General features: G+C 60.1%; 19 protein-coding genes and 1 pseudogene. 11 read left to right on the top strand and 9 right to left on the bottom strand.

Translation table 11 applies throughout. The annotated features are described in order from the left end of the window. Positions 1-93: 93 nt before the first annotated feature. Complete coding sequence (locus tag BSG20_RS23075; RefSeq protein ID WP_072378771.1) at positions 94-1,074, bottom strand: ABC transporter permease; 981 nt, start codon at positions 1,072-1,074, stop codon at positions 94-96. A gap of 211 nt (positions 1,075-1,285) precedes the next feature. Between BSG20_RS23075 and BSG20_RS23080 the strand changes: the two genes are divergently transcribed. The 4 genes from BSG20_RS23080 to BSG20_RS23095 all read left to right on the top strand — a co-directional run bounded on the left by BSG20_RS23080 (position 1,286) and on the right by BSG20_RS23095 (position 5,559). After that, positions 1,286-2,095, top strand: a complete 810-nt coding sequence (locus BSG20_RS23080; protein WP_072378769.1) for a transketolase — start codon at positions 1,286-1,288, stop codon at positions 2,093-2,095. Beyond that, the gene (locus tag BSG20_RS23085) at positions 2,095-3,051 is read left to right on the top strand and encodes a transketolase family protein (protein WP_072378767.1); all 957 of its coding nucleotides are present in this window, start codon (positions 2,095-2,097) and stop codon (positions 3,049-3,051) included. The genes BSG20_RS23080 and BSG20_RS23085 overlap by 1 nt, the downstream gene beginning before the upstream one ends. 66 nt (positions 3,052-3,117) lie before the next feature. Further along, on the top strand, positions 3,118-4,584 hold the full coding sequence (locus BSG20_RS23090) for an FGGY family carbohydrate kinase (protein ID WP_072378765.1): 1,467 nt from the start codon (positions 3,118-3,120) through the stop codon (positions 4,582-4,584). A gap of 21 nt (positions 4,585-4,605) precedes the next feature. Further along, a complete protein-coding gene (locus BSG20_RS23095) occupies positions 4,606-5,559 on the top strand; it encodes a sugar-binding transcriptional regulator (protein WP_072378763.1) in 954 nt (317 codons plus the stop codon). On the opposite strand, the gene BSG20_RS38895 is transcribed toward BSG20_RS23095, so the two are convergent. From BSG20_RS38895 to BSG20_RS23110, 3 genes are all read right to left on the bottom strand, one after another. Continuing rightward, positions 5,531-5,752 (bottom strand): alpha-hydroxy-acid oxidizing protein, encoded by a 222-nt coding sequence (locus tag BSG20_RS38895; RefSeq protein ID WP_244541390.1) that lies wholly within the window; start codon positions 5,750-5,752, stop codon positions 5,531-5,533. The genes BSG20_RS23095 and BSG20_RS38895 overlap by 29 nt on opposite strands. 257 nt (positions 5,753-6,009) lie before the next feature. Then, a complete protein-coding gene (gene ctlX / locus BSG20_RS23105) occupies positions 6,010-6,942 on the bottom strand; it encodes a citrulline utilization hydrolase CtlX (protein WP_072378761.1) in 933 nt (310 codons plus the stop codon). 10 nt (positions 6,943-6,952) lie between these two features. Further along, positions 6,953-8,008, bottom strand: coding sequence for an ornithine cyclodeaminase (locus tag BSG20_RS23110; RefSeq protein WP_072378759.1), 1,056 nt, complete (start codon positions 8,006-8,008; stop codon positions 6,953-6,955). A 146-nt stretch (positions 8,009-8,154) separates the two neighbouring features. Between BSG20_RS23110 and BSG20_RS23115 the strand changes: the two genes are divergently transcribed. Beyond that, the gene (locus tag BSG20_RS23115; protein ID WP_072378757.1) at positions 8,155-8,592 is read left to right on the top strand and encodes an Lrp/AsnC family transcriptional regulator; all 438 of its coding nucleotides are present in this window, start codon (positions 8,155-8,157) and stop codon (positions 8,590-8,592) included. Positions 8,593-8,780: 188 nt separating this feature from the next. Here the strand turns inward: BSG20_RS23115 and otnK are convergent, their stop codons facing one another. The 4 genes from otnK to BSG20_RS23135 form a co-directional block, all read right to left on the bottom strand. After that, positions 8,781-10,061 carry a 3-oxo-tetronate kinase gene (otnK, locus tag BSG20_RS23120; protein ID WP_072378755.1) on the bottom strand — a complete coding sequence of 427 codons (1,281 nt, stop codon included), beginning with the start codon at positions 10,059-10,061 and terminating at the stop codon, positions 8,781-8,783. Continuing rightward, the gene (gene otnI / locus BSG20_RS23125; RefSeq protein ID WP_072378754.1) at positions 10,061-10,840 is read right to left on the bottom strand and encodes a 2-oxo-tetronate isomerase; all 780 of its coding nucleotides are present in this window, start codon (positions 10,838-10,840) and stop codon (positions 10,061-10,063) included. Before otnI ends, otnK begins: the two co-directional genes overlap by 1 nt. Positions 10,841-10,852: 12 nt before the next feature. After that, complete coding sequence (gene ltnD / locus BSG20_RS23130; protein WP_072378752.1) at positions 10,853-11,788, bottom strand: L-threonate dehydrogenase; 936 nt, start codon at positions 11,786-11,788, stop codon at positions 10,853-10,855. A gap of 81 nt (positions 11,789-11,869) precedes the next feature. After that, complete coding sequence (locus BSG20_RS23135) at positions 11,870-13,186, bottom strand: MFS transporter (RefSeq protein ID WP_072378750.1); 1,317 nt, start codon at positions 13,184-13,186, stop codon at positions 11,870-11,872. 222 nt (positions 13,187-13,408) lie between these two features. On the opposite strand from BSG20_RS23135, the gene BSG20_RS23140 reads away from it, so the two are divergent. Beyond that, a complete protein-coding gene (locus tag BSG20_RS23140; protein WP_072378886.1) occupies positions 13,409-14,407 on the top strand; it encodes a LacI family DNA-binding transcriptional regulator in 999 nt (332 codons plus the stop codon). Positions 14,408-14,423: 16 nt separating this feature from the next. Next, entirely contained in the window at positions 14,424-15,092 is a 669-nt protein-coding gene (gene otnC / locus BSG20_RS23145) for a 3-oxo-tetronate 4-phosphate decarboxylase (RefSeq protein ID WP_072378748.1), read from the top strand. A gap of 27 nt (positions 15,093-15,119) precedes the next feature. On the opposite strand, the pseudogene BSG20_RS23150 reads toward otnC, so the two are convergent. Continuing rightward, a pseudogene (locus BSG20_RS23150) lies at positions 15,120-15,327 on the bottom strand (carbohydrate ABC transporter permease); the annotation flags it as partial. Positions 15,328-15,745: 418 nt separating this feature from the next. Between BSG20_RS23150 and BSG20_RS23155 the strand changes: the two are divergent. The 4 genes from BSG20_RS23155 to BSG20_RS36595 all read left to right on the top strand — a co-directional run bounded on the left by BSG20_RS23155 (position 15,746) and on the right by BSG20_RS36595 (position 18,395). Next, positions 15,746-15,991, top strand: coding sequence for a hypothetical protein (locus BSG20_RS23155; RefSeq protein ID WP_072378747.1), 246 nt, complete (start codon positions 15,746-15,748; stop codon positions 15,989-15,991). A gap of 368 nt (positions 15,992-16,359) precedes the next feature. Continuing rightward, entirely contained in the window at positions 16,360-16,797 is a 438-nt protein-coding gene (locus BSG20_RS23160; protein WP_072378744.1) for a CBS domain-containing protein, read from the top strand. A 478-nt stretch (positions 16,798-17,275) separates the two neighbouring features. Beyond that, complete coding sequence (locus BSG20_RS23165) at positions 17,276-17,626, top strand: hypothetical protein (RefSeq protein WP_072378743.1); 351 nt, start codon at positions 17,276-17,278, stop codon at positions 17,624-17,626. A 202-nt stretch (positions 17,627-17,828) separates the two neighbouring features. Further along, a complete protein-coding gene (locus tag BSG20_RS36595) occupies positions 17,829-18,395 on the top strand; it encodes a hypothetical protein (RefSeq protein ID WP_072378742.1) in 567 nt (188 codons plus the stop codon). Positions 18,396-18,413 lie beyond the last annotated feature (18 nt).

Genomic DNA, 18,413 nt, shown 5'->3' on the forward strand with positions numbered 1-18,413 from the left:
GACCCTCGGGTAATACCTCCCCCTCGGGGTATTGATCCGCTCCAACCCTTTGGGGCGGAATTCCAGGGCTCCGCCGATCTGGCGGCCCCTTCGTCAGGCGCGACGCCGACGAATAGTCTCCGCGCCGACCGCAAGTACGATGACGATTCCGATGATCACCTGCTGAAGGAACGGCGAGACATTGAGAAGGTTGAGACCGTTACGAAGGACACCGATGATAAGGACACCGATGAGCGTCCCTCCGATACCCCCGGCGCCGCCGGAGAGCGAAGTGCCGCCGATAACGACCGCAGCGATTGTATCTAGCTCATAGCCGAAACCACTGGACGGCTGGACCGAGTCAAGGCGGGCGGCGAGCACGATGCCTGCGAGTCCTGCAAGGACCGCACTCGCCACGTAAACGCTAATCGTCACGAGCTTGACGTTGATACCCGCGAGGCGGGCGACCTCCGGATTTCCACCCACTGCGTAGAGCATACGACCTTCGGAACGGAAATGCAGGAAAAGCCAGGCCACGAGGACGACGGCAAGCATCAGGAAGACAGTGGCCGTCAAAACACCGAAATGGCGGTCGATTGCTAGCATCATGAACCAGTCGGGGAATCCTACGATCTGCTGACCATCCGTGATCATGTTCGCGACGCCGCGAGCTGCGGACATCATGGCCAGAGTGGCGATGAACGCCGGAACCTTGAACTGCGTCACGAGCAGGCCGACGATCAGCCCCGAAATGCCGGAGGCGATCAGGCCTAAAGCGATCCCGACGGCAAGTGGAAGGCCGGCGATGTTGGCGGTCCAACCCATCACCATCATAGCGAGCGCAAGCACCGAACCGACCGAGAGATCGATGCCGCCGATTAGGATGACGAAGGTCATTCCAACCGCCATGATGCCAAGGACGGTGATCTGATCGAGGATGTTGAGGCCGTTTCGAACTGAGAGGAACGCGTCTGTGCTGAAGCTTAGGAAGACGCAAAGCGCAAGCAGCCCCACGAGTGGACCGGTAGCTCCCTTGACCTTGCTAAGCCAGGTGCCGGCCGAAAGCCTCTGTTCATTGATATCGAGCGCCACCATCGTTCCTCCCTGGGTCTAGGTTGGTAGTCAATATTTGTTCAGGGCAGAATAATTATTCACACCTGCTGGAAAATTCATTAACAAGTTGCTTTATGGCTGTCAACAAGATTTGTCCGTGCCTTCCTGGCACGATGTTTGCCTGAGGGGGTTGACTAAACGCGTTCTTGTGCAAAAATATTGACGACTGAATATTTATGCATGAGAGGAACCCATGGATACGACAGAACTCGAGCGCCTCGCTCGCGAGATCCGATTGCGCGATCTTCAGGCAGTCTTCGAAGCAGGTGCCGGCCATATCGGCGGGGAGATGTCGGTCATCGATATCCTGACGGCTCTTTATTTCCGCGTGCTGAACATTTGGCCGGACCAGCCGAAGCACCCCGCTCGGGACAGGTTCGTTCTTTCCAAGGGGCATACGGCGTGCGCCCTCTACGTGACGCTCGCAAAGCGCGGTTTCATTCCGGAAGAGGAGATTTCCACCTTCCTGCGGCCGCACTCGAGACTGAACGGACATCCCAACTGCAACAAGGTTCCAGGTGTCGAAACGAACACCGGCCCGCTCGGCCATGGTCTGCCGGTTTCGGTGGGCATGGCGAAGGCCGCCAAGCTCTCCGGCGCAAAGTATCATACCTACGTTGTCACCGGCGACGGAGAGATGCAGGAAGGTTCCAACTGGGAGGCGATCATGGCCGCGGCCCAATTCAAGCTGGATAACTTGACGCTGGTCATCGACCACAACAGGTTCCAGCAGGGCGCCGCTCTGGCCGACACCAACGATCTCGCGCCGCTCCGTCCGAAGCTCGAAGCCTTCGACTGGGAAGTCACCGAGATCAACGGAAACAAAATGAGCGAGGTCGTGCCGGCCCTCGAACACCGGGGATCGCGACCGCATTGCATCGTGGCCCATACCAATAAGGGTCATGGAATCTCGTTCATGCAGGACCGCGTCGACTGGCACCACAAGGTCCCGAGCAAGGAACAGTACGAAATCGCATTGGCAGAACTGTCGGAGGCACTGTGATGAACGCGCCAGTAAACGCACCCAAGCTCTACGATTGCCGCGACGCCTTCGCAGCGACGCTCGAGCGCCTGGCAGCCGAGAACGAAACGATCGTCGCGGTGTGCAATGACTCCGTAGGCTCCTCCAAGCTCGGTGGCTTCAAGTCGAAGTTTCCGGAGCGCCTGGTAAATGTCGGCATCGCGGAACAGAACCTGGTCGGCGTTGGAGCAGGCCTCGCCAACGGCGGGCGCCTTCCATACGTGTGCGGCGCCTCTCCCTTTCTAACCGGACGATCGCTGGAGCAGATCAAGGCCGACATTTCCTACTCGAATGCGAACGTCAAGCTCGTGGGCATTTCCTCTGGTATGGCCTATGGCGAGCTGGGGCCGACCCATCATTCGATCGAAGACTTCGCCTGGACTCGCGTCCTGCCCAATCTTCCTGTGATCGCGCCCTGCGACCGCATCGAAACCGCCGCGGCCGTCGAGTGGGCGGCGACCTACCCCGGGCCATGCTTCCTGCGCCTGTCGCGCGTGGGCGTGCCCGACCTTCTTCCGGAAGGGCACACGTTCGAGCTTGGCAAGGCAAATCTCCTGCGCGACGGTTCAAACGTCACGCTCATTGCCAACGGCACTTTGACTCATCGCATGGTGAAAGCGGCCGAAATCCTTGCAGAACGTGGCATCAGCGCCAGGGTGCTCAACCTCGCAACGGTTCGCCCGATCGATGAGGAGGCCATCATTGCCGCGGCGAAGGAAACGGGCGCAATCGTCACGGCCGAAGAGCATTCGATCTTTGGCGGGCTTGGTTCTGCGGTTGCCGAAGTGGTGGTCGACAATGCTCCGGTCCCAATGAAGCGTCTGGGTGTTCCCGGCATCTACGCTCCGACCGGATCGGCGGAGTTCCTACTCGACGAGTTCGGCATGGCACCGTCGGCGATCGCCGATGCCGCGCAGTCGCTGATCAAGCGCAAGTAAACTGGTAGCACCTAATCAAGCCGGGGCGCACTCCGCCGTCCCGGCCGTATGATCTGGGAGGATACGATGCGGGCTATTCTGGCGATCGACCAGGGCACGACCAATTCCAAGGCAGTTCTCGTTTGCGAAAAGGGAGAAGTCGTCGCCAGAGGCTCGGCCCCTGTCGGCATCTCCTATCCGAAGCCAGGTTGGGTCGAACAAGACCCGCGCCGGCTCTACGCCTCCGTCTGCGAAGCAATCGACACCTGCTTGAAGGCCGTACCCGATGTGACGATCGAGGCCGTGGCGATTTCCAATCAGCGCGAATCGGTCACCGCCTGGGACGCCGACACGGGAGAAGCACTGGGCCCGGTGCTGAGCTGGCAGTGCAGACGCACGGCGGCCGATTGCGCGCGTCTACTTGCCGAAGGTCGTCTTGACCGTGTGCAGGCGCTCACCGGCCTCCCCTTGGACCCAATGTTCCCCGGTTCGAAATTCCGATGGCTGCTCGACCGTATGCCGGCAGGCCGATCGGTCCGGCTTGGAACGATCGACAGTTGGCTCGTGCATTGCCTGACCGGCGGGAGCCGGCACGCCTGCGATGCCTCGAACGCCGCCAGAAGCCAGCTGTTCGACCTCCAGGAGCAGAGATGGAGTGAGGAACTCGGAGAGATTTTCGGCGTCGATACCGCACTCCTCCCGGAGGTTCTCGACAGCTCTGCGGATTTCGGTGTGACACAGGGACTTCCGGGCGTACCGGACGGCACACCTATCAGGGCCGCGATCGGCGATAGCCATGCCGCCCTGTTCGGTCATGGAGCATTCAAACCGGGCGATGGCAAGGTAACCTTCGGAACGGGCTCCTCGGTGATGACGACGCTTCCTCGGTTCATCGCCCCGCGCAACGGCGTCACGACTACGGTCGCATGGCGCATCGGTGGAAAGCCGACTTTCGCCTTCGAAGGCAACATTCTCGTTTCCGCCGCAAGCCTCCCCTGGATGGCGGGCATTCTCGGCCTGCCTGACGTTGCCGCCCTCGTCGATCTCGCGGCGACCGCCGAACCGGGAGGACCAGGCTTCGTGCCCGCCTTCGTAGGACTGGGCGCACCCTACTGGAACTCCGACGCACGCGCCCTCTTCTCGCAGATCAACTTCAGCACGACGCGTGCTCAAATGGCGCGCTGCGTGACGGACTCGATCGCCTTCCAGGTCCACGACGTGATCGCTGCCATGCGCGCCCAGAGCGGCGGCGAACTCGGCGCCCTTTATGTCGACGGTGGACCAAGCCAGAACCGCTTCCTCATGCAGTGCGTCTCGAACCTTGTCGAACACGCCGTCATCCAATGCGAGGCGCCCGAGGCGTCGGCACTGGGTGCCGCATATCTGGCGGGACTGTCACTCGGCCTGTGGAGCGATCTCGGGGTCATCGCGGGATTGCCCCGAAGCAAGCAGATCATTGCCCCGGAACGCGTGGATCGAGAAGCACTTCTGAATATCTGGAATGATGCTCTCGCCCGCTCGACGTCGTGCCAAACACCGGCTAAAGGTGAATAAAAATTCACACCGGGATCAGCGATGTCTCGCCTAAACGAACTCCGCCTCATTTCAAGAGTCGCCCAGATGTATCACATCGAGGGACGGCGACAGGCGGAGATCGCACAGCATCTTCGGCTGTCGCAGGCAACAGTCTCCCGGATGCTGAAGCGCGCTGAGGCGGAGGATATCGTCCGGACGAGCGTCATCCCTCCTGCTGGCACCTACAGCGAACTCGAGGCGGGCCTCCGTGAGAGGTACGGCCTGCCCGAGGCAGTTGTTGTGGAGTGTACGGAAGACCGTGACGGAGCCATCATGGCCCGGATCGGCGAAGCGGCAGCTCATCTCCTGGAGGTCACGCTTGCCCCCGGAGAGATCATCGGGGTTTCGAGTTGGAGTCAAACCATCTTCAAGATGGTGGAAAACATCCACCCTCAGAAGAGCGCGCAGGCGAAGTACGTCGTTCAGACCCTCGGCGGCATGGGCGATCCGTCGGTCCAGACCCACGCGACACAACTTACTACACGGCTTGCGCGGCTGACCGGTGCGGAGCCCAAACTTCTTCCTGTGCAAGGAGTGACCACCTCGCGAGAGGCCAAGCTCCTCATGCAGTCCGATCCATTTGTCAGAGAGACGATGGACTTGTTTGGCAGTATCACGCTTGCGATTGTAGGCGTCGGAGCAGTCGAACCCTCAGAACTTCTCGCACGGTCGGGCAACATCTTTTCGTCGCGGGAGCTTGCTGATCTCGCGGATGCAGGTGCCGTCGGCGACATCTCGCTCCGTTTCTTCGACAAAAACGGCAAAGCGGTCAGGACGCCCTTGGACGAGCGTGTTATCGGCATCCCGCTTGAGGATCTTGCGCGGGTCGATCGTGTCATTGCTTTGGCTGGCGGCTTGAAAAAGACCGCCGCTATCGCAGGCGCTCTGCGACTTGGGGTCATAGGTATGTTGGTGACTGACAAGTTCACCGCCCAGCGATTGATCGATCTGTAGAAACGCTCTCCAGGCAACACCGAGCCCACCTAAAGCCGAAGCACAGACTGCACGCCTTGCCAGCGGCCGAGTGCCAGCCCGAAATAGGCCGGCCGCCCGGGCCGACGATGTCGGTTCCAGATGCCAGGGCCTTGAAGACATCGTGCCCGCGCCGAACACCACTGTCGAAGATGATTGGACCCTTGCGATCCAACAGCGCTCCGCGAGCGCCATGCGCACGTCGACGTCATCCCGGTACCTAGAGGCCATGCATTGGACCGCGCCGATGTGGATGCGGGTGGCGAGCGTTGTCGCTGCCAAGCACGGCCTCTAAGTGAGGAAATACCGGCACAGGTCGAGTGCCATCAAATCGATGGTCGGATACTCGAGTGCTCAACCCATGGCGAGCAGTATTTGCGCGGCGCACCTGGGTTTGACTAGCGTGTTCGGCTCGCGCCGTAACGCTTTGCTTTATGGGCGGCGTACCAAGTGGATACCTGCCAGCGTGCAACGGACCGATCCGCTCGCTTTTTCGATCGTCGGAATATTAAGGGCGACGGGCTTGACGCTTTCCTCGATCACGGCAAGCTGATCCTGGTCGAGCGAGGCAAGCGCCGTGGTCGAAAGCGCCAGGATACGACCATCCTTTCCTTGAAGCTCAAGGGCGTTGCCGGCAAAGCGCGAAATCTGCTCGTTGGTCAGCGCAACGATGCTCCGGCCGGAACGCTCCAGTCTGGTGACGATCTCGTGTCGTCTGGCAGGATCGGTCATCATCTCCAGCCCGATCATGGCGAAATCGGTGGCGATGCACATCAGGACATTGGTGTGATAGACAGAGACGCCGGTTTCGTCGCGGGCGTCGAACACCATCGGCTCGTAATTGAAATGGGTCGAGAAGCGTTCGAGCGCGATCCGATCAGTGCGGTCGGAGCGCACCGCGTAGGCGACCCGGTCGATGTGGTCGAGGACCATGGCACCGGTGCCCTCGAGAAAGAGCCCGTCGGGTTCAAGGCCCGAATAGTCGATGACCTCCTGCACCCGATAGAGGGCCTTCAGCATTTCGATGACGTCGCTGCGCCGTTCGCGGCGGCGGCTGGCGGCCTTCATCGGATAGATCGCGACGTGACCGCCGGCATGGGTGGAGAACCAGTTGTTGGGAAAGACCGAATCCGGTGTCTGCCGGCCGGTATCCTCGAAGAGATGCACCTCGACGCCGTGACGTCCGAGCGTGTCGGCTGCCTCAGTTATTTCACCATACGCGACGGACGACAGATCCTCCCTCATATCCTGACTGGTCTGAAAATGGTTGTCGGCCGCCGTTTCCGTATTCACGGTAAAATGGTGCGGACGCACCATGACGACCGCGCAGGGCGCCTGGATGGAATAGACTGAATGTCGCGGCATCGTCTTGCTCCTATACCTGCCTTGCCCGCTGCAGCATGCCGAAGAGATCACGCGGATCGTCGGGGTCGGCGATGATGTCGAGGTCCTGGTAGAGCCCCGTGCCCTTGAGCCTGTCGCGGACGTAGCGGAGCGCGGAAAAATCCTCGATCGCGAAACCGACGCTGTCGAACAGGGTGATCTGGCTGATATCGCGCCGCCCCTGCGCCTGGCCGGTGATGACCTTCCACAATTCCGTAACAGGGTAGTCCGGTTCCATCTGCTGGATCTCGCCCTCGATGCGCGTCTGCGGCGGATATTCGACGAAGGTGTCGGCGCGCAGCAGGATATCGCGATGCAACTCGGTCTTGCCGGGGCAGTCGCCGCCGATAGCGTTGATGTGGACGCCGGCGCCAATCATGTTGTCGGTGAGGATCGTCGCATATTGCTTGTCGGCGGTGCAGGTGGTGATGATGTCGGCGCCTTCGATTGCGGATTGCGACGAGGTGCAGGCGGTGACCGTCAATCCGGCGCCCGACAGGTTGCGCACCATCTTTGCCGTCGCCAGCGGATCGATATCGTAGAGCCGGATGTGATCGATGCCGAAGACGGCCTTCATGGCAAGCACTTGGAATTCTGCCTGCGCGCCGTTGCCGATCATCGCCATGGTGCGCGCGCCCTTTGGGGCCAGATGCCGTGCCGCCATGGCCGAGGTGGCGGCAGTGCGAAGCGCTGTCAGCAGCGTCATTTCAGTCAGCAGCACCGGATAGCCGGTCGAGACTTCCGCCAGGAGGCCGAAGGCGGTGACGGTCTGCAGGCCCTGGGCCATGTTCTTCGGATGGCCGTTCACATATTTGAAGCTATAGATCTCGCCATCCGAGGTCGGCATCAGCTCGATCACGCCCTCGCGGGAATGGGACGCGACCCGCGGTGTCTTGTCGAAGAGCTCCCATCGGCGGAAATCCGCCTCGATGACGTCGGTGAGTTCGGCCAGCAAGGTTTCCAGCCCGATATGGTGGACGAGCCGCATCATGTTCTCGACGCTGACGAAAGGTACCAAGGCTTTTTCCGATGGAAGGGGTGACGGCATCACGAATTCCTCTTGCGCTGAGCTGATAGAGGGAGGTTAGCGTTCCCAGGTGTTGGCTGAAAGCACAAAACTGTGTTAGTTCCGGCAGTCGATCGTGCAATTTGTTCAATCGGCTTGTATAAATTTATCAGCCTGGGGCGAGACACATGGATGTCGCGAAATATTCGCCGGATGATCTCGACCGCCGCATCATCGGCCATCTTCGCGCTGACGGACGGGCGTCGTTGACCAAGCTTTCGCATGCGCTCGGCGTTGCGCGCGGGACCGTGCAGAATAGACTGGACCGTTTGATCGAGACGGGGACGCTGCTCGGATTTACCGTGCGGGTGAGAGAAGACTACGATCTGAGCGCGGTGCATGCGGTGATGATGATCGAGGTGGTCGGCAGGTCGACGACGCAGGTGATTCGCAAGCTGCGCGGTCTGACCGAGATTTCCGCGCTGCACACGACCAACGGCAATTGGGATCTCGTCGCTAATATCCGGGCGGCGAGCCTTGCGGATTTCGACCGCGTTCTGCGCGAAGTGCGCATGATCGATGGCGTTGCCAACAGCGAAACGAGCCTTCTGCTGAGCAGCGTTTGACAAGCAGAGCTGATCGGCGGCACGATCTAAGATATCGGCAACTCGCCGGCCGCGCCGCGACGGCGGCGGTGGATGTTAAATTCGGCCCTCTGGATCACTGAAGCTTTGACAACTTCAGCTTTCCCGGCCAAGGCCGAATGGAATAACCTCCTGAAGCTCACAGCTAGAAGGCGGATTGTCGCACTGCTTCAATGCATGATTGCCAGTGCTTCCAGGAAGAAGTCCTCGCCTCCGAAATTGCCGGATTTCAGTGCAAGAAGCATGTCGCCCTGCCTATTGCCCACGGTCCGCAACACCGGCACGCCCGGGGCAATTTCGGGCCCGATCTGGAAGGCCGGAATGGCAAGCCTGTCCACGGTCGCACCGGAGGTCTCTCCGCCCGCGACCACCAGACGACGTACACCTCGTGCCACCAGTTCGGCGGCGATGGTCGCGGTCGCTGTTTCGATCGCGTGACCTGATGCTTCCCGCCCGTATTGCGATTGCAGACGGGAAACAACGTCGGGCGTGCTGCTTGCGGCAATAATGACCGGAGACGCGGAAATACGCTCGCCGGCCCAGGAAATAGCCTCGGCGATCGCATCCGGACCGGCGAGCAGCCTTTCCGGATCTAGCCTTAGAATGGGCATCGACCGTTCGGCAACGTCGAGTTGGCGAAGCGTGGCCTTGGAGCAACTGCCGGAGACGATTGCGGAAAGACCACCGACCGGCCGAATCGCGTCAGCGGCGGCTGCGGTCGCGGAAGATACCCGCCCTGAGCGCGTGAGGGCGCGGGCGAGACCAAGGCCTAGGCCCGATGCGCCGGTTGAGACAGGTGCCTGCAGCGCCACCTGCCCGAGCGTTTCAAGATCGTGTTCGAAGATTGCGTCCGCGATCGCGGCAGTTGCGCCCTCTGCACGTAGAGCCTCGAGCCGCGCCTTTACCGCACCGGCTCCAGCCGAAACAGTCGCCAGATCGACAAGACCGACCGTACCGCGGGACTGCCGGGCCATAACGCGCACCAGATTGGCGTCATGCATCGGATTGAGGGGGTGATCCTTGAGCGGGCTTTCGTTCAGCGGGTGTCCGCCGACGAAAAGGTGGCCGAGATAGACGGTGCGCCCGGTTTCCGGAAAGGCCGGTGTGACCAACACCACGTCATTGCCCGCCGCCTTGCTCAGCGCATCGGTGACCGGACCGATATTGCCAGCATCGGTGGAATCGAACGTCGAGCAGATCTTATAAAGCACATGGGCTGCCCCGCGCTCGCGCAGCCATCTTTCAGCCTGCGTCGCTGCAGCCACAGCCTCCACGGCTGCGACAGAGCGGATCTTTAAGGAGACGACGATCGCGTCCACATCCGGCAGTGCCAGAGACGGATCGGGAATGCCGACGGTCTGCGCCGTGCTGAGGCCGTTCTTCGTCAGCGTATTGGCGAGATCGGATGCACCCGTGTAGTCATCGGCGATCGACCCGAGCAAGATTGGCATCAGCTCCTCCGTGCAAAAGGTTTGAACCAGTCGAGACCGTCAGGCGTGCGGTCCCGCGGGATGTATTCGCAGCCGACGAAACCACGGTAATCGAGCCGGTCGATTTCCCCGAACAAATAGGGATAATTGAGCTCTTCCCCGTCGGGCTCGTTGCGTGACGGTACGCTGGCGACCTGGATATGGCCGGTGATCGGCAGCAGGCGTCGCAGCGCCATGGCCACGTCGCCATGCAGGATCTGGCGGTGATAGACGTCGAACTGAAGTTTCAGGTTTGGCAGGCCGAGGTCGGCGATGAGCCGCTCGGCGGCGCCGAAATGATTGAGGAAGTATCCCGGCATGTTTCGTCCGTTGATGGGCTCGATCAACAGATCGATCCCTTTCTCGGCGAGCCGCGCCGCAGTGTAGGCGACCGAACGCCGATAGCACGATGCTGCCTCGGCATCAGAGGGGTCGGCAAGCCCCGCCATCAAATGCAGCCGCTTTACGCCGGTCGCCGTCGCATAGGTCAGTGCTCGTTCCACGTCGGACTTCAATTCGTCGAAGCGCCCAGGAAGAGCTGCGATACCACGCTCGCCCGCTGCCCAATCACCAGGCGGCAGATTGAACAGTGCCTGCTGCAGCTTGTTGCGGGTTAGCCGTTCGGCAATTGCCTCCGGCGAGGCTTCATAGGGAAAAAGATACTCAACGGCTGCAAATCCGGCATCCGCTGCAGCATCGAAGCGATCGAGGAACGACCACTCGTTGAACATCATCGTCAGGTTGGCGGCGAAAGTGGGCATACCTACAGTCCTTTATCGCGACCCTTTGGCTGCGCCGGGCAATTTCGCCCCCGAGAGCTGGGCGTAGAGCCGGGCGAGAGATGAATCGTCATCGCGCCCCATGCCGGCGCCGGAAGCGGCAAGGTACATCTGCAACGCGGCCGCGACGAGCGGCACAGGATAGCGTTCCGAACGGGCCATGTCCTGAACGATGCCGAGATCCTTGACGAAAATCTCGACGGCGCTGAGTGGCGTATAATCTCCCGCCAGCACATGCGGGATCCGGTTTTCAAACATCCACGAATTGCCGGCGGACGCCGTGATCACCTCGTAGACCTTGTCGAGATCGAGCCCTTGCTTGGCAGCGAAGGCAATCGCTTCGCAGGCGGCTGCTATGTGTACGCCGGCAAGGAGCTGGTTGATCATCTTGAAGGCTGCGCCTGTGCCAGCCGCATCGCCAAGTTCGTAGACCTTGGCGGCCATAGCCTCGAGGGCCGGTTGAGCCGCTTCGAAGGCCGCCCTGGAGCCGGACGCCATGATCGTTAGCTGGCCGCTCGACGCTTTCGCCGCGCCGCCGGAAATTGGCGCGTCGAGGTAGTGTAAACCGAGGGACTCCACCTGTTGTGCCAGATCTCGCGCGACGGCTGGGTCCATCGTCGCCGACGAAATGAATACTGACCCGGGTTTCATCACGCTTGCGACACCCCCGGCACCAAACAACAGGGCCTCGGTCTGCGCGCCGTTTACGACGACTGAAACGATGATATCTGCGCCCCGAACCGCGTCGCCGGGCGAGGTCGCGCCACGGCCACCGTCCGCCACGAAACGATCGATGGCGGCAGGTGCGATGTCGTAGCCGACGACGTCGAGGCCCGCGCGCTTCATCGAGCGGGCCATGCCAGCCCCCATCGAGCCGAGGCCGATCACTGCAGCCACCGTCTGCCCCAAATCTTCAAAGTCCGATGCCATCACGATATCTCCAGCTTATCGAAAGGTTAGCAGGCTGGACCCTCCGGCTGTAGTCCTCCGGAGGGTGGCAGCTTGAAAGTTTTAGCGATTGACGGTTTTTGCGGGCACGCTCAGCACGGCCAGCGAGCCGACGACGAGAGTTGCGGCCAAGAAATACATGCCTGCGCTGTTGTTGCCGGTGAAGTCTTTCAGATAGCCCACCAGAAACGGTCCGAGAAACCCGGCGAGATTGCCGACCGAATTGATCCAGGCGATGCCAGCTGCAGCACCTGTACCGGCCAGAAAGGCCGTCGGAAGGGACCAGAAGAGGGGTGCGCAACTGATGGCGCCTGCGGCGGCCAGCGAGAGGCAGGCAATGGCCACTGTCGTGCTTGTTGCCGTCGTTGCCGCGACAAAGCCGCCGGCTGCCATGAGGGCGGGCAGGACAAGATGCCATCGCCGTTCGCGCAGCCTGTCGGAGGAGCGCCCGAGCGCCAGCATGACAACGAATGTGCAGATATATGGAATTGCGGAAATCAAGCCGATATTCAGGTTTCCGGTCACACCGGTTCCTTTCACGATCGTTGGCATCCAGAAAGTCAGACCGTATTGTCCTAGTACGAAGCAGAAATAGATGAGGCACATCAGCCAGACTCTGGGGTCGGTCAGTGTTGCGGCTACGCTATGCGGGCTCGATGCCTTGGCCCGATTCTCCGCTTCGATATTTGCTACGAGGATATTCTTTTCGTCTTCGCTTAGCCACGTCGCGTCCCCGATCTTATCGTCAAGGTAGAAGAAGGTCACGATGCCGAAAACGATAGCCGGTATGGCTTCGATCAGAAACATCCATTGCCAACCGGAAAGGCCATGCGTCCCGTGGAAGCCGTCCATGAGCAGACCAGAAAGCGGATTGCCGAATATAGCCGAGATCGGGATGGCGGACATAAAGGTGGTGACGACCTTGGCGCGGCGGTGCGCCGGGTACCAGGATGTCAGATAGAGGATGATCCCTGGAAAAAATCCAGCCTCAGCTATGCCCAGCAGGAAGCGCAGGACATAGAATACCGTTTCCGACGAGGTGAACACGAAGGCGGCGGAGATCACGCCCCAGGTTATCATGATGCGGGCGATCCATACGCGAGCGCCGACTTTGTTCATGATAACGTTGCTGGGCACTTCAAATAGAAAATACCCGACGAAGAAAATACCTGCACCGATGCCATAGGCCGCTTCCGAGAGACCGAGCTCACTCGACATCTGCAGCTTCGCGAAGCCGACATTGACGCGGTCGAGATAGGCGACCACGTAGCACAGCATCAAAAACGGGACGATTCTCCAGAATACCTTTCCATAGGCGTGGTCTTCCAACGCCTGAGCGGGGTACACGCCACTGACTGGCGCCTGCGTTTGCAGCGTCATGATTTTCCTCCAAGGGTTACCGCAAATCTCCTTCCGCGGTGCGACCACCAAAAATGGCAGCGCTGCCATTCTGTTTAGTTTATTTTGGCAGCGCTGCCAACAGAAAACTGGCAGCGCTGCCAAAAAAAACTTGCTTGTTGGAGTGAGTGGGGTGAGAAATGTTGACATGGATGGTCATCGCCGCCACTGAGGCAGCCGCCAGAGTTGGATTCAAGTATGACTGTGGAATTCAAACATCAGCCAACGGTAACACTTGCCGAGGTCGCAGACGCGGCCGGCGTCGGCGAGAGCACGGTGTCGCGCGTGCTGCGCAACTATGGTTCGTTTTCCGAAAAGACGCGGGACCGGGTCATGGCTGCGGTTGAGCGGCTGGGCTATGTGCCGAACCGGATCGCCGGAACGCTGGCCTCCACTGGTTCGCGTCTTGTTGCGTTCGTCATTCCATCGCTTTCCAACATCGTCTTCCCCGATGTACTGCGGGGGGCCAGCGCCATTCTTGAGGAAAGCGGGTATCAGGCCGTTTTCTCCGTCACAGACTATGATTCGCAGAGGGAGGAAGCACTGGCCGCCGCGATGCTCGCCTGGCGACCGGCAGCAGTCATGCTCGCGGGATACGAGCATACTGACGGCACCCTCAAGATATTGCGCGCGAGCGGTTGCCGGATCGTCGAACTGCTTGATCTCGACGGTGCTGCGCTGGATCTGGCGGTCGGTTTTTCCAACCTTGCCGCGGGCCGCGTCAGCGCCGAGTTTTTGTTAAGGCGGGGCTATCGCCGGATCGGTTATGTCGGTCACGACCTGAACCGTGACACCCGCGCCGGTAAACGGTTTTCCGGCTTTTGCGCAACGCTAGGCGCGGGCGATGCGCCCCTGGCCGACCGCGAAATTCTCGCGGGGGCATCATCCGTGGAGAACGGTAGGCTGGGGCTGGAGCGGTTGCTCGCCCGCACCCCCGATCTTGATGCAGTTTATTTCTCGAACGACGATATGGCGCTCGGCGGTTACTTTCACTGCTTGGCGCGCGGAATTTCCATTCCCTCGCAGCTTGCCATTTTCGGCTACAATGGCCTCGACATCGGTCGGGCAATGCCGCAACCGCTATCGACCATCCGTACGCCGCGCGTTGCCACAGGAAAGATCGCCGCACAGCTTGTCGTCACAAATGCGCCCCCCCAGGTCGTCGATCTCGGTTTCGAACTGATCGAAGGGGCAACCGCCTAATACTGGAGGAACTGTCATGTCCGACGCGCGCCTGCGTGAGGAAATCTGCCGCTACGGCCGCTCGCTGTTCGAGCGCGGACTGACGCCCGGTTCGTCGGGCAATATATCGCTGCGGCTGGAGGACGGCGGTTGGCTGGTCACCCCAACCAACGCCTCACTCGGCTTCCTCGACCCGGGCCGCATCTCAAAGCTAGACGCCGAAGGCCGGCTCCTGTCCGGCGACAAGCCGACCAAGGAAATTCCGCTTCACACTGCCCTCTACGACACGCGCGGCAGCGCCCGTGCCATCGTCCATCTTCACTCCACCCACGCGGTGGCACTGACCATGCTGCCTGAGATCGATCCGCGCGCCGCCCTGCCCCCGATGACGCCCTACTATCTGATGCGCGCTGGGGAGACCGCGCTGGTGCCCTATTATCGTCCCGGCGATCCGGCGGTGGCCGACGCGATCCGCGGGCTGGCGGGAAAATATTCGTCGGTGCTTCTGGCCAATCACGGACCGGTCGTCGCCGGCGACAGCCTGGAGGCGGCGGTTTTCGCCACCGAGGAGCTGGAGGAGACGGCGAAGCTCTATCTGCTGCTACGCAACCTCAACCCCCGTTATCTCAGCCCGGCGCAGGTAAATGATCTCACCAAGACCTTCGGCCTCGACCTTCCGTCTCGTCACGACCACGACCACGATTGAGTGCGGCACTGCCCGCGCAACGGACCTTCATTCCTTCATCGCACCGGTCATGGATGACACGTAATAGTCGACGAAGAAGGAATTAGGATCACCACCGGCAGCAAGCAGAACAGCGCGCTCGCCATCAGTGCTCCCGTTCGAACACGTCGCCGCGGACCCGTTCCCTCAGCACCCCCACCGGTACGGTCGCATCTTCCCAAGACTGCATGAAAGTCAGCGCATAGATCACCGCATTTTTCGCAAAGACGCGATCCTTGGTCTGTACGCAAGGGATTCTCTCTTTTGGACGAGGTTTCGAAGGCTGCGAAAGGTGTGCTTGCGGCCCTTCCGTTGGCCGCGACCGCGCTGGTGCCCGTTATCGGAAAGATCCCTGGCGCCCAGTAGATTGAGACCGCGTCCACCTACTTCAAATCAGGTGGTGACAAGCCTCCATCTCCTCCGAAAGCGCTGTGTGGCTTTGGCCGTGGAACTTTACTCTGAGCCACGGGTTATTCAGACGCAGCGCTTCAAAAGTGCGCTGTGGGACCAAGCATCGCCCTATGCAGGTCCGCAAATTGCCCGGCGCCGATCCCCGTCCCGTCGGGCTTTTGCTTTTTCGAGGAACCCCTTCGTCCTTCACCAGTTTCTCTCCGTCATCAACGGAGAAACGCGATATGGCCAACGACGAATTGAACGCCGGCTTCACTGGAACGCCCGCAGAAGAACCTACAGGCATCAGGAAAGCCACCAAGGCTGCGACCGATGCCGTGGTCCGGGAGACAACTGCGGTCGCAACGGGTGCCGCCGATCATCCGCACACAGCTACGACTCTCGTGTTGACGATCGGAGCCTTGGCATTCGGTCTTGGGTACCTGATGGGCCGCTCCGCGGCGGCCAACGATTACAGCTATTGGCGCTAAGGAACTATTCTCGGATTTGTGAGTTTCGGTGACGCAACGCACTCTGACAGGTCGTTGTGCGCTGGCTCCCTGGCCCTCAAGGCGCCAGCATAAGAAGGCCCGGACGCTCCCAGTGCCGGGCCTTTTATTTGAAATGCTTAGTGCTTCCCGCCGGTTTTCCATCCGACTTAATCCATCTAAATCATCCCGTAGGACCGAGGTCCCAGACGGCAAGGGCGATGAGCCGCGGCGTGACGCGCGGCTGGAGGCCAAAGTATGACCGCGAAGCACGACCGCCATTTACCGCCTCTCCGCAGGAACATCTACGAGCGGTGTGCGTTGATTCTTTTACCCGCAGTTTTGGCGCGGGCAACGTGAGGGAGGTTATCATGAAAGTCAGCAACTGCATGACCACAGACGTTCAGATCGCCAATCCGGAGCAGACATTACAAGATGTCGCCCTGATGATGGGACGTCTCGATGCCGGCGTTCTCCCGGTGAGTGAGAACGACAGGCTGGTCGGCATGATCACCGATCGCGACATCGCGATTCGTGGCGTGGCAGAGGGCAAGGGCCCCGAGGCAAAGGTTCGCGATGTGATGAGTGTCAAGGTTAGATACTGCTTCGATGATGAAGATGTTGAAGACGTGCTTCACAACATGGGTGATCTTCAGATACGGCGCTTGCCAGTACTGAACCGAGACAAGCGCCTCGTCGGCATCATCTCGCTTGGCGACCTCGCTACGAAGGGCGAGGCCACTGGAACCGGTAAGGCACTGAGCGGCATCTCACAACGCGGCGGCGAACATTCGCAGACAGCGCATTGACGGTCGGCGGTACCCATCAGCAAACGCAAACACCAGTAAGCTGCCGCCTGTTCACCTCAAGCGCCTGGCGCCGTTGCACCCAACGGCACTAGGCGCAATATCCACGTGTACCACTACAGCTGCGCAAGGAAGGTTTGCGCTGAGCGATACAAACCACGATCGAGATCAAGCCGGGCTCGGGCAGGCGCCACCTGGGTCGGGGCAAGCGCCACCTGGGGAGGTCCGATAGATGACCGCAAGGGTGCCTGTGACAAGAATGGCCAACGGCCCGCCAGAGACCGCCGATACCGCGGGCAAGGTCGAGCAGATCGAGGTAATGACCGCTAACGCCGCTTGAATTGTTTGGTTTAAACAAAATTTAAACTATTTAAAAAACAACACATCATTTTTTAATAAATGCTATCAATTATTAAAATTGTGTTATGATCGGTTATTGCCGCCAATCGGGTTGGCTCTTAATCGATAGATCGGAATTCTCGTGGAAAAATTTCCTTGGCTGAAACCCGCTTTAACCGGCGCAATATGTGGAGCAATTGCTCTTGCCATCGTCGGCTTCTCTTGGGGCGGTTGGGTTACGGGCAACAGGGCAAAGAGGTCAGCCGATGTCGAACGGACATCTGCCATCGCCGCCGCCTTGACGCCCTATTGCCTCGAGCGGGCAAAAACTGACCCCGCCTCCGCCCAGATCATGGCAGAGCTAAAGGCCGCTGGAACATACGGCCGCTCAGACATCGTCAAGAAAGCCGGTTGGGCGACACCGCTTGGCAGCACAGAGCCTAATGCAGATCTTGCCCAGGCGTGTCAGATCGCGCTTGGCACTGCGGGCTGATCCTTCGCGGCGGTGCGCACTTGCCACCGCTCCGCCTCAAACTCGAAGGACTTTCGAAGGCATCGGCTGGCACCAATTGCTCCGTTGCCTATTCGTTTGCATTGTGTGCGAACGGCGCACGCTTCGTCATCCACTGATCTTGATCAGGGCATCACTGGTGGAGAGTTACAACCCCTCGCCCCGACCGAAAGGAGAGGACAATATGTCTTCCGCCACGCCCGTTAAACACCTGACGTCCGTCGACCTGCAGTTTCTTCAGAAGATACTCACCGACGCGGAATACACCGGCAAAGTCTCAAGCACCACGCCAAGGGACGTAGCCGCGAAACTGTTGGTGAAGCTGTTTCAACAAGGTGTGAAGGACCCTGCTATCCTATCCGCTGAGCTTAGAAAGCACTTCGGCTATTTGCCCGGCCCAGCCCTGTTAAGCAAACCAATCAACAAAAACCGCCACGCTATTCAGGGCATTGTAACAACCCGACTCCCGCCGATAAAAGAAGCAGGTGGCGTCCGCACGTCGCAAGCTGCGGCGCCTGAGGAGCTGGTCTCTTCGGAAAAAGATCGATTACAGGCCGATCTCACGCGAACGCGGAAATATCTGACAGATGATGCCCTCAATGTCGCAACGCAAGAGGCTCGGATCGCAGGTGCGTCGCTTCGCGGTGAACCGACGTCACTGGCTCAGCAGGAACTTGCCGGGTATATTGCTCGGCAACGCTATCACCGCTTCGAATTGAGCTTAGTTGAGGCGCGCATCAAAGCAGGCTAAAGTCCGCTCCAGGTGATG

It is taken from the genome of Rhizobium tibeticum (assembly GCF_900110205.1).
GTDB classification, from domain to species: Bacteria; Pseudomonadota; Alphaproteobacteria; order Rhizobiales; family Rhizobiaceae; genus Rhizobium; species Rhizobium tibeticum.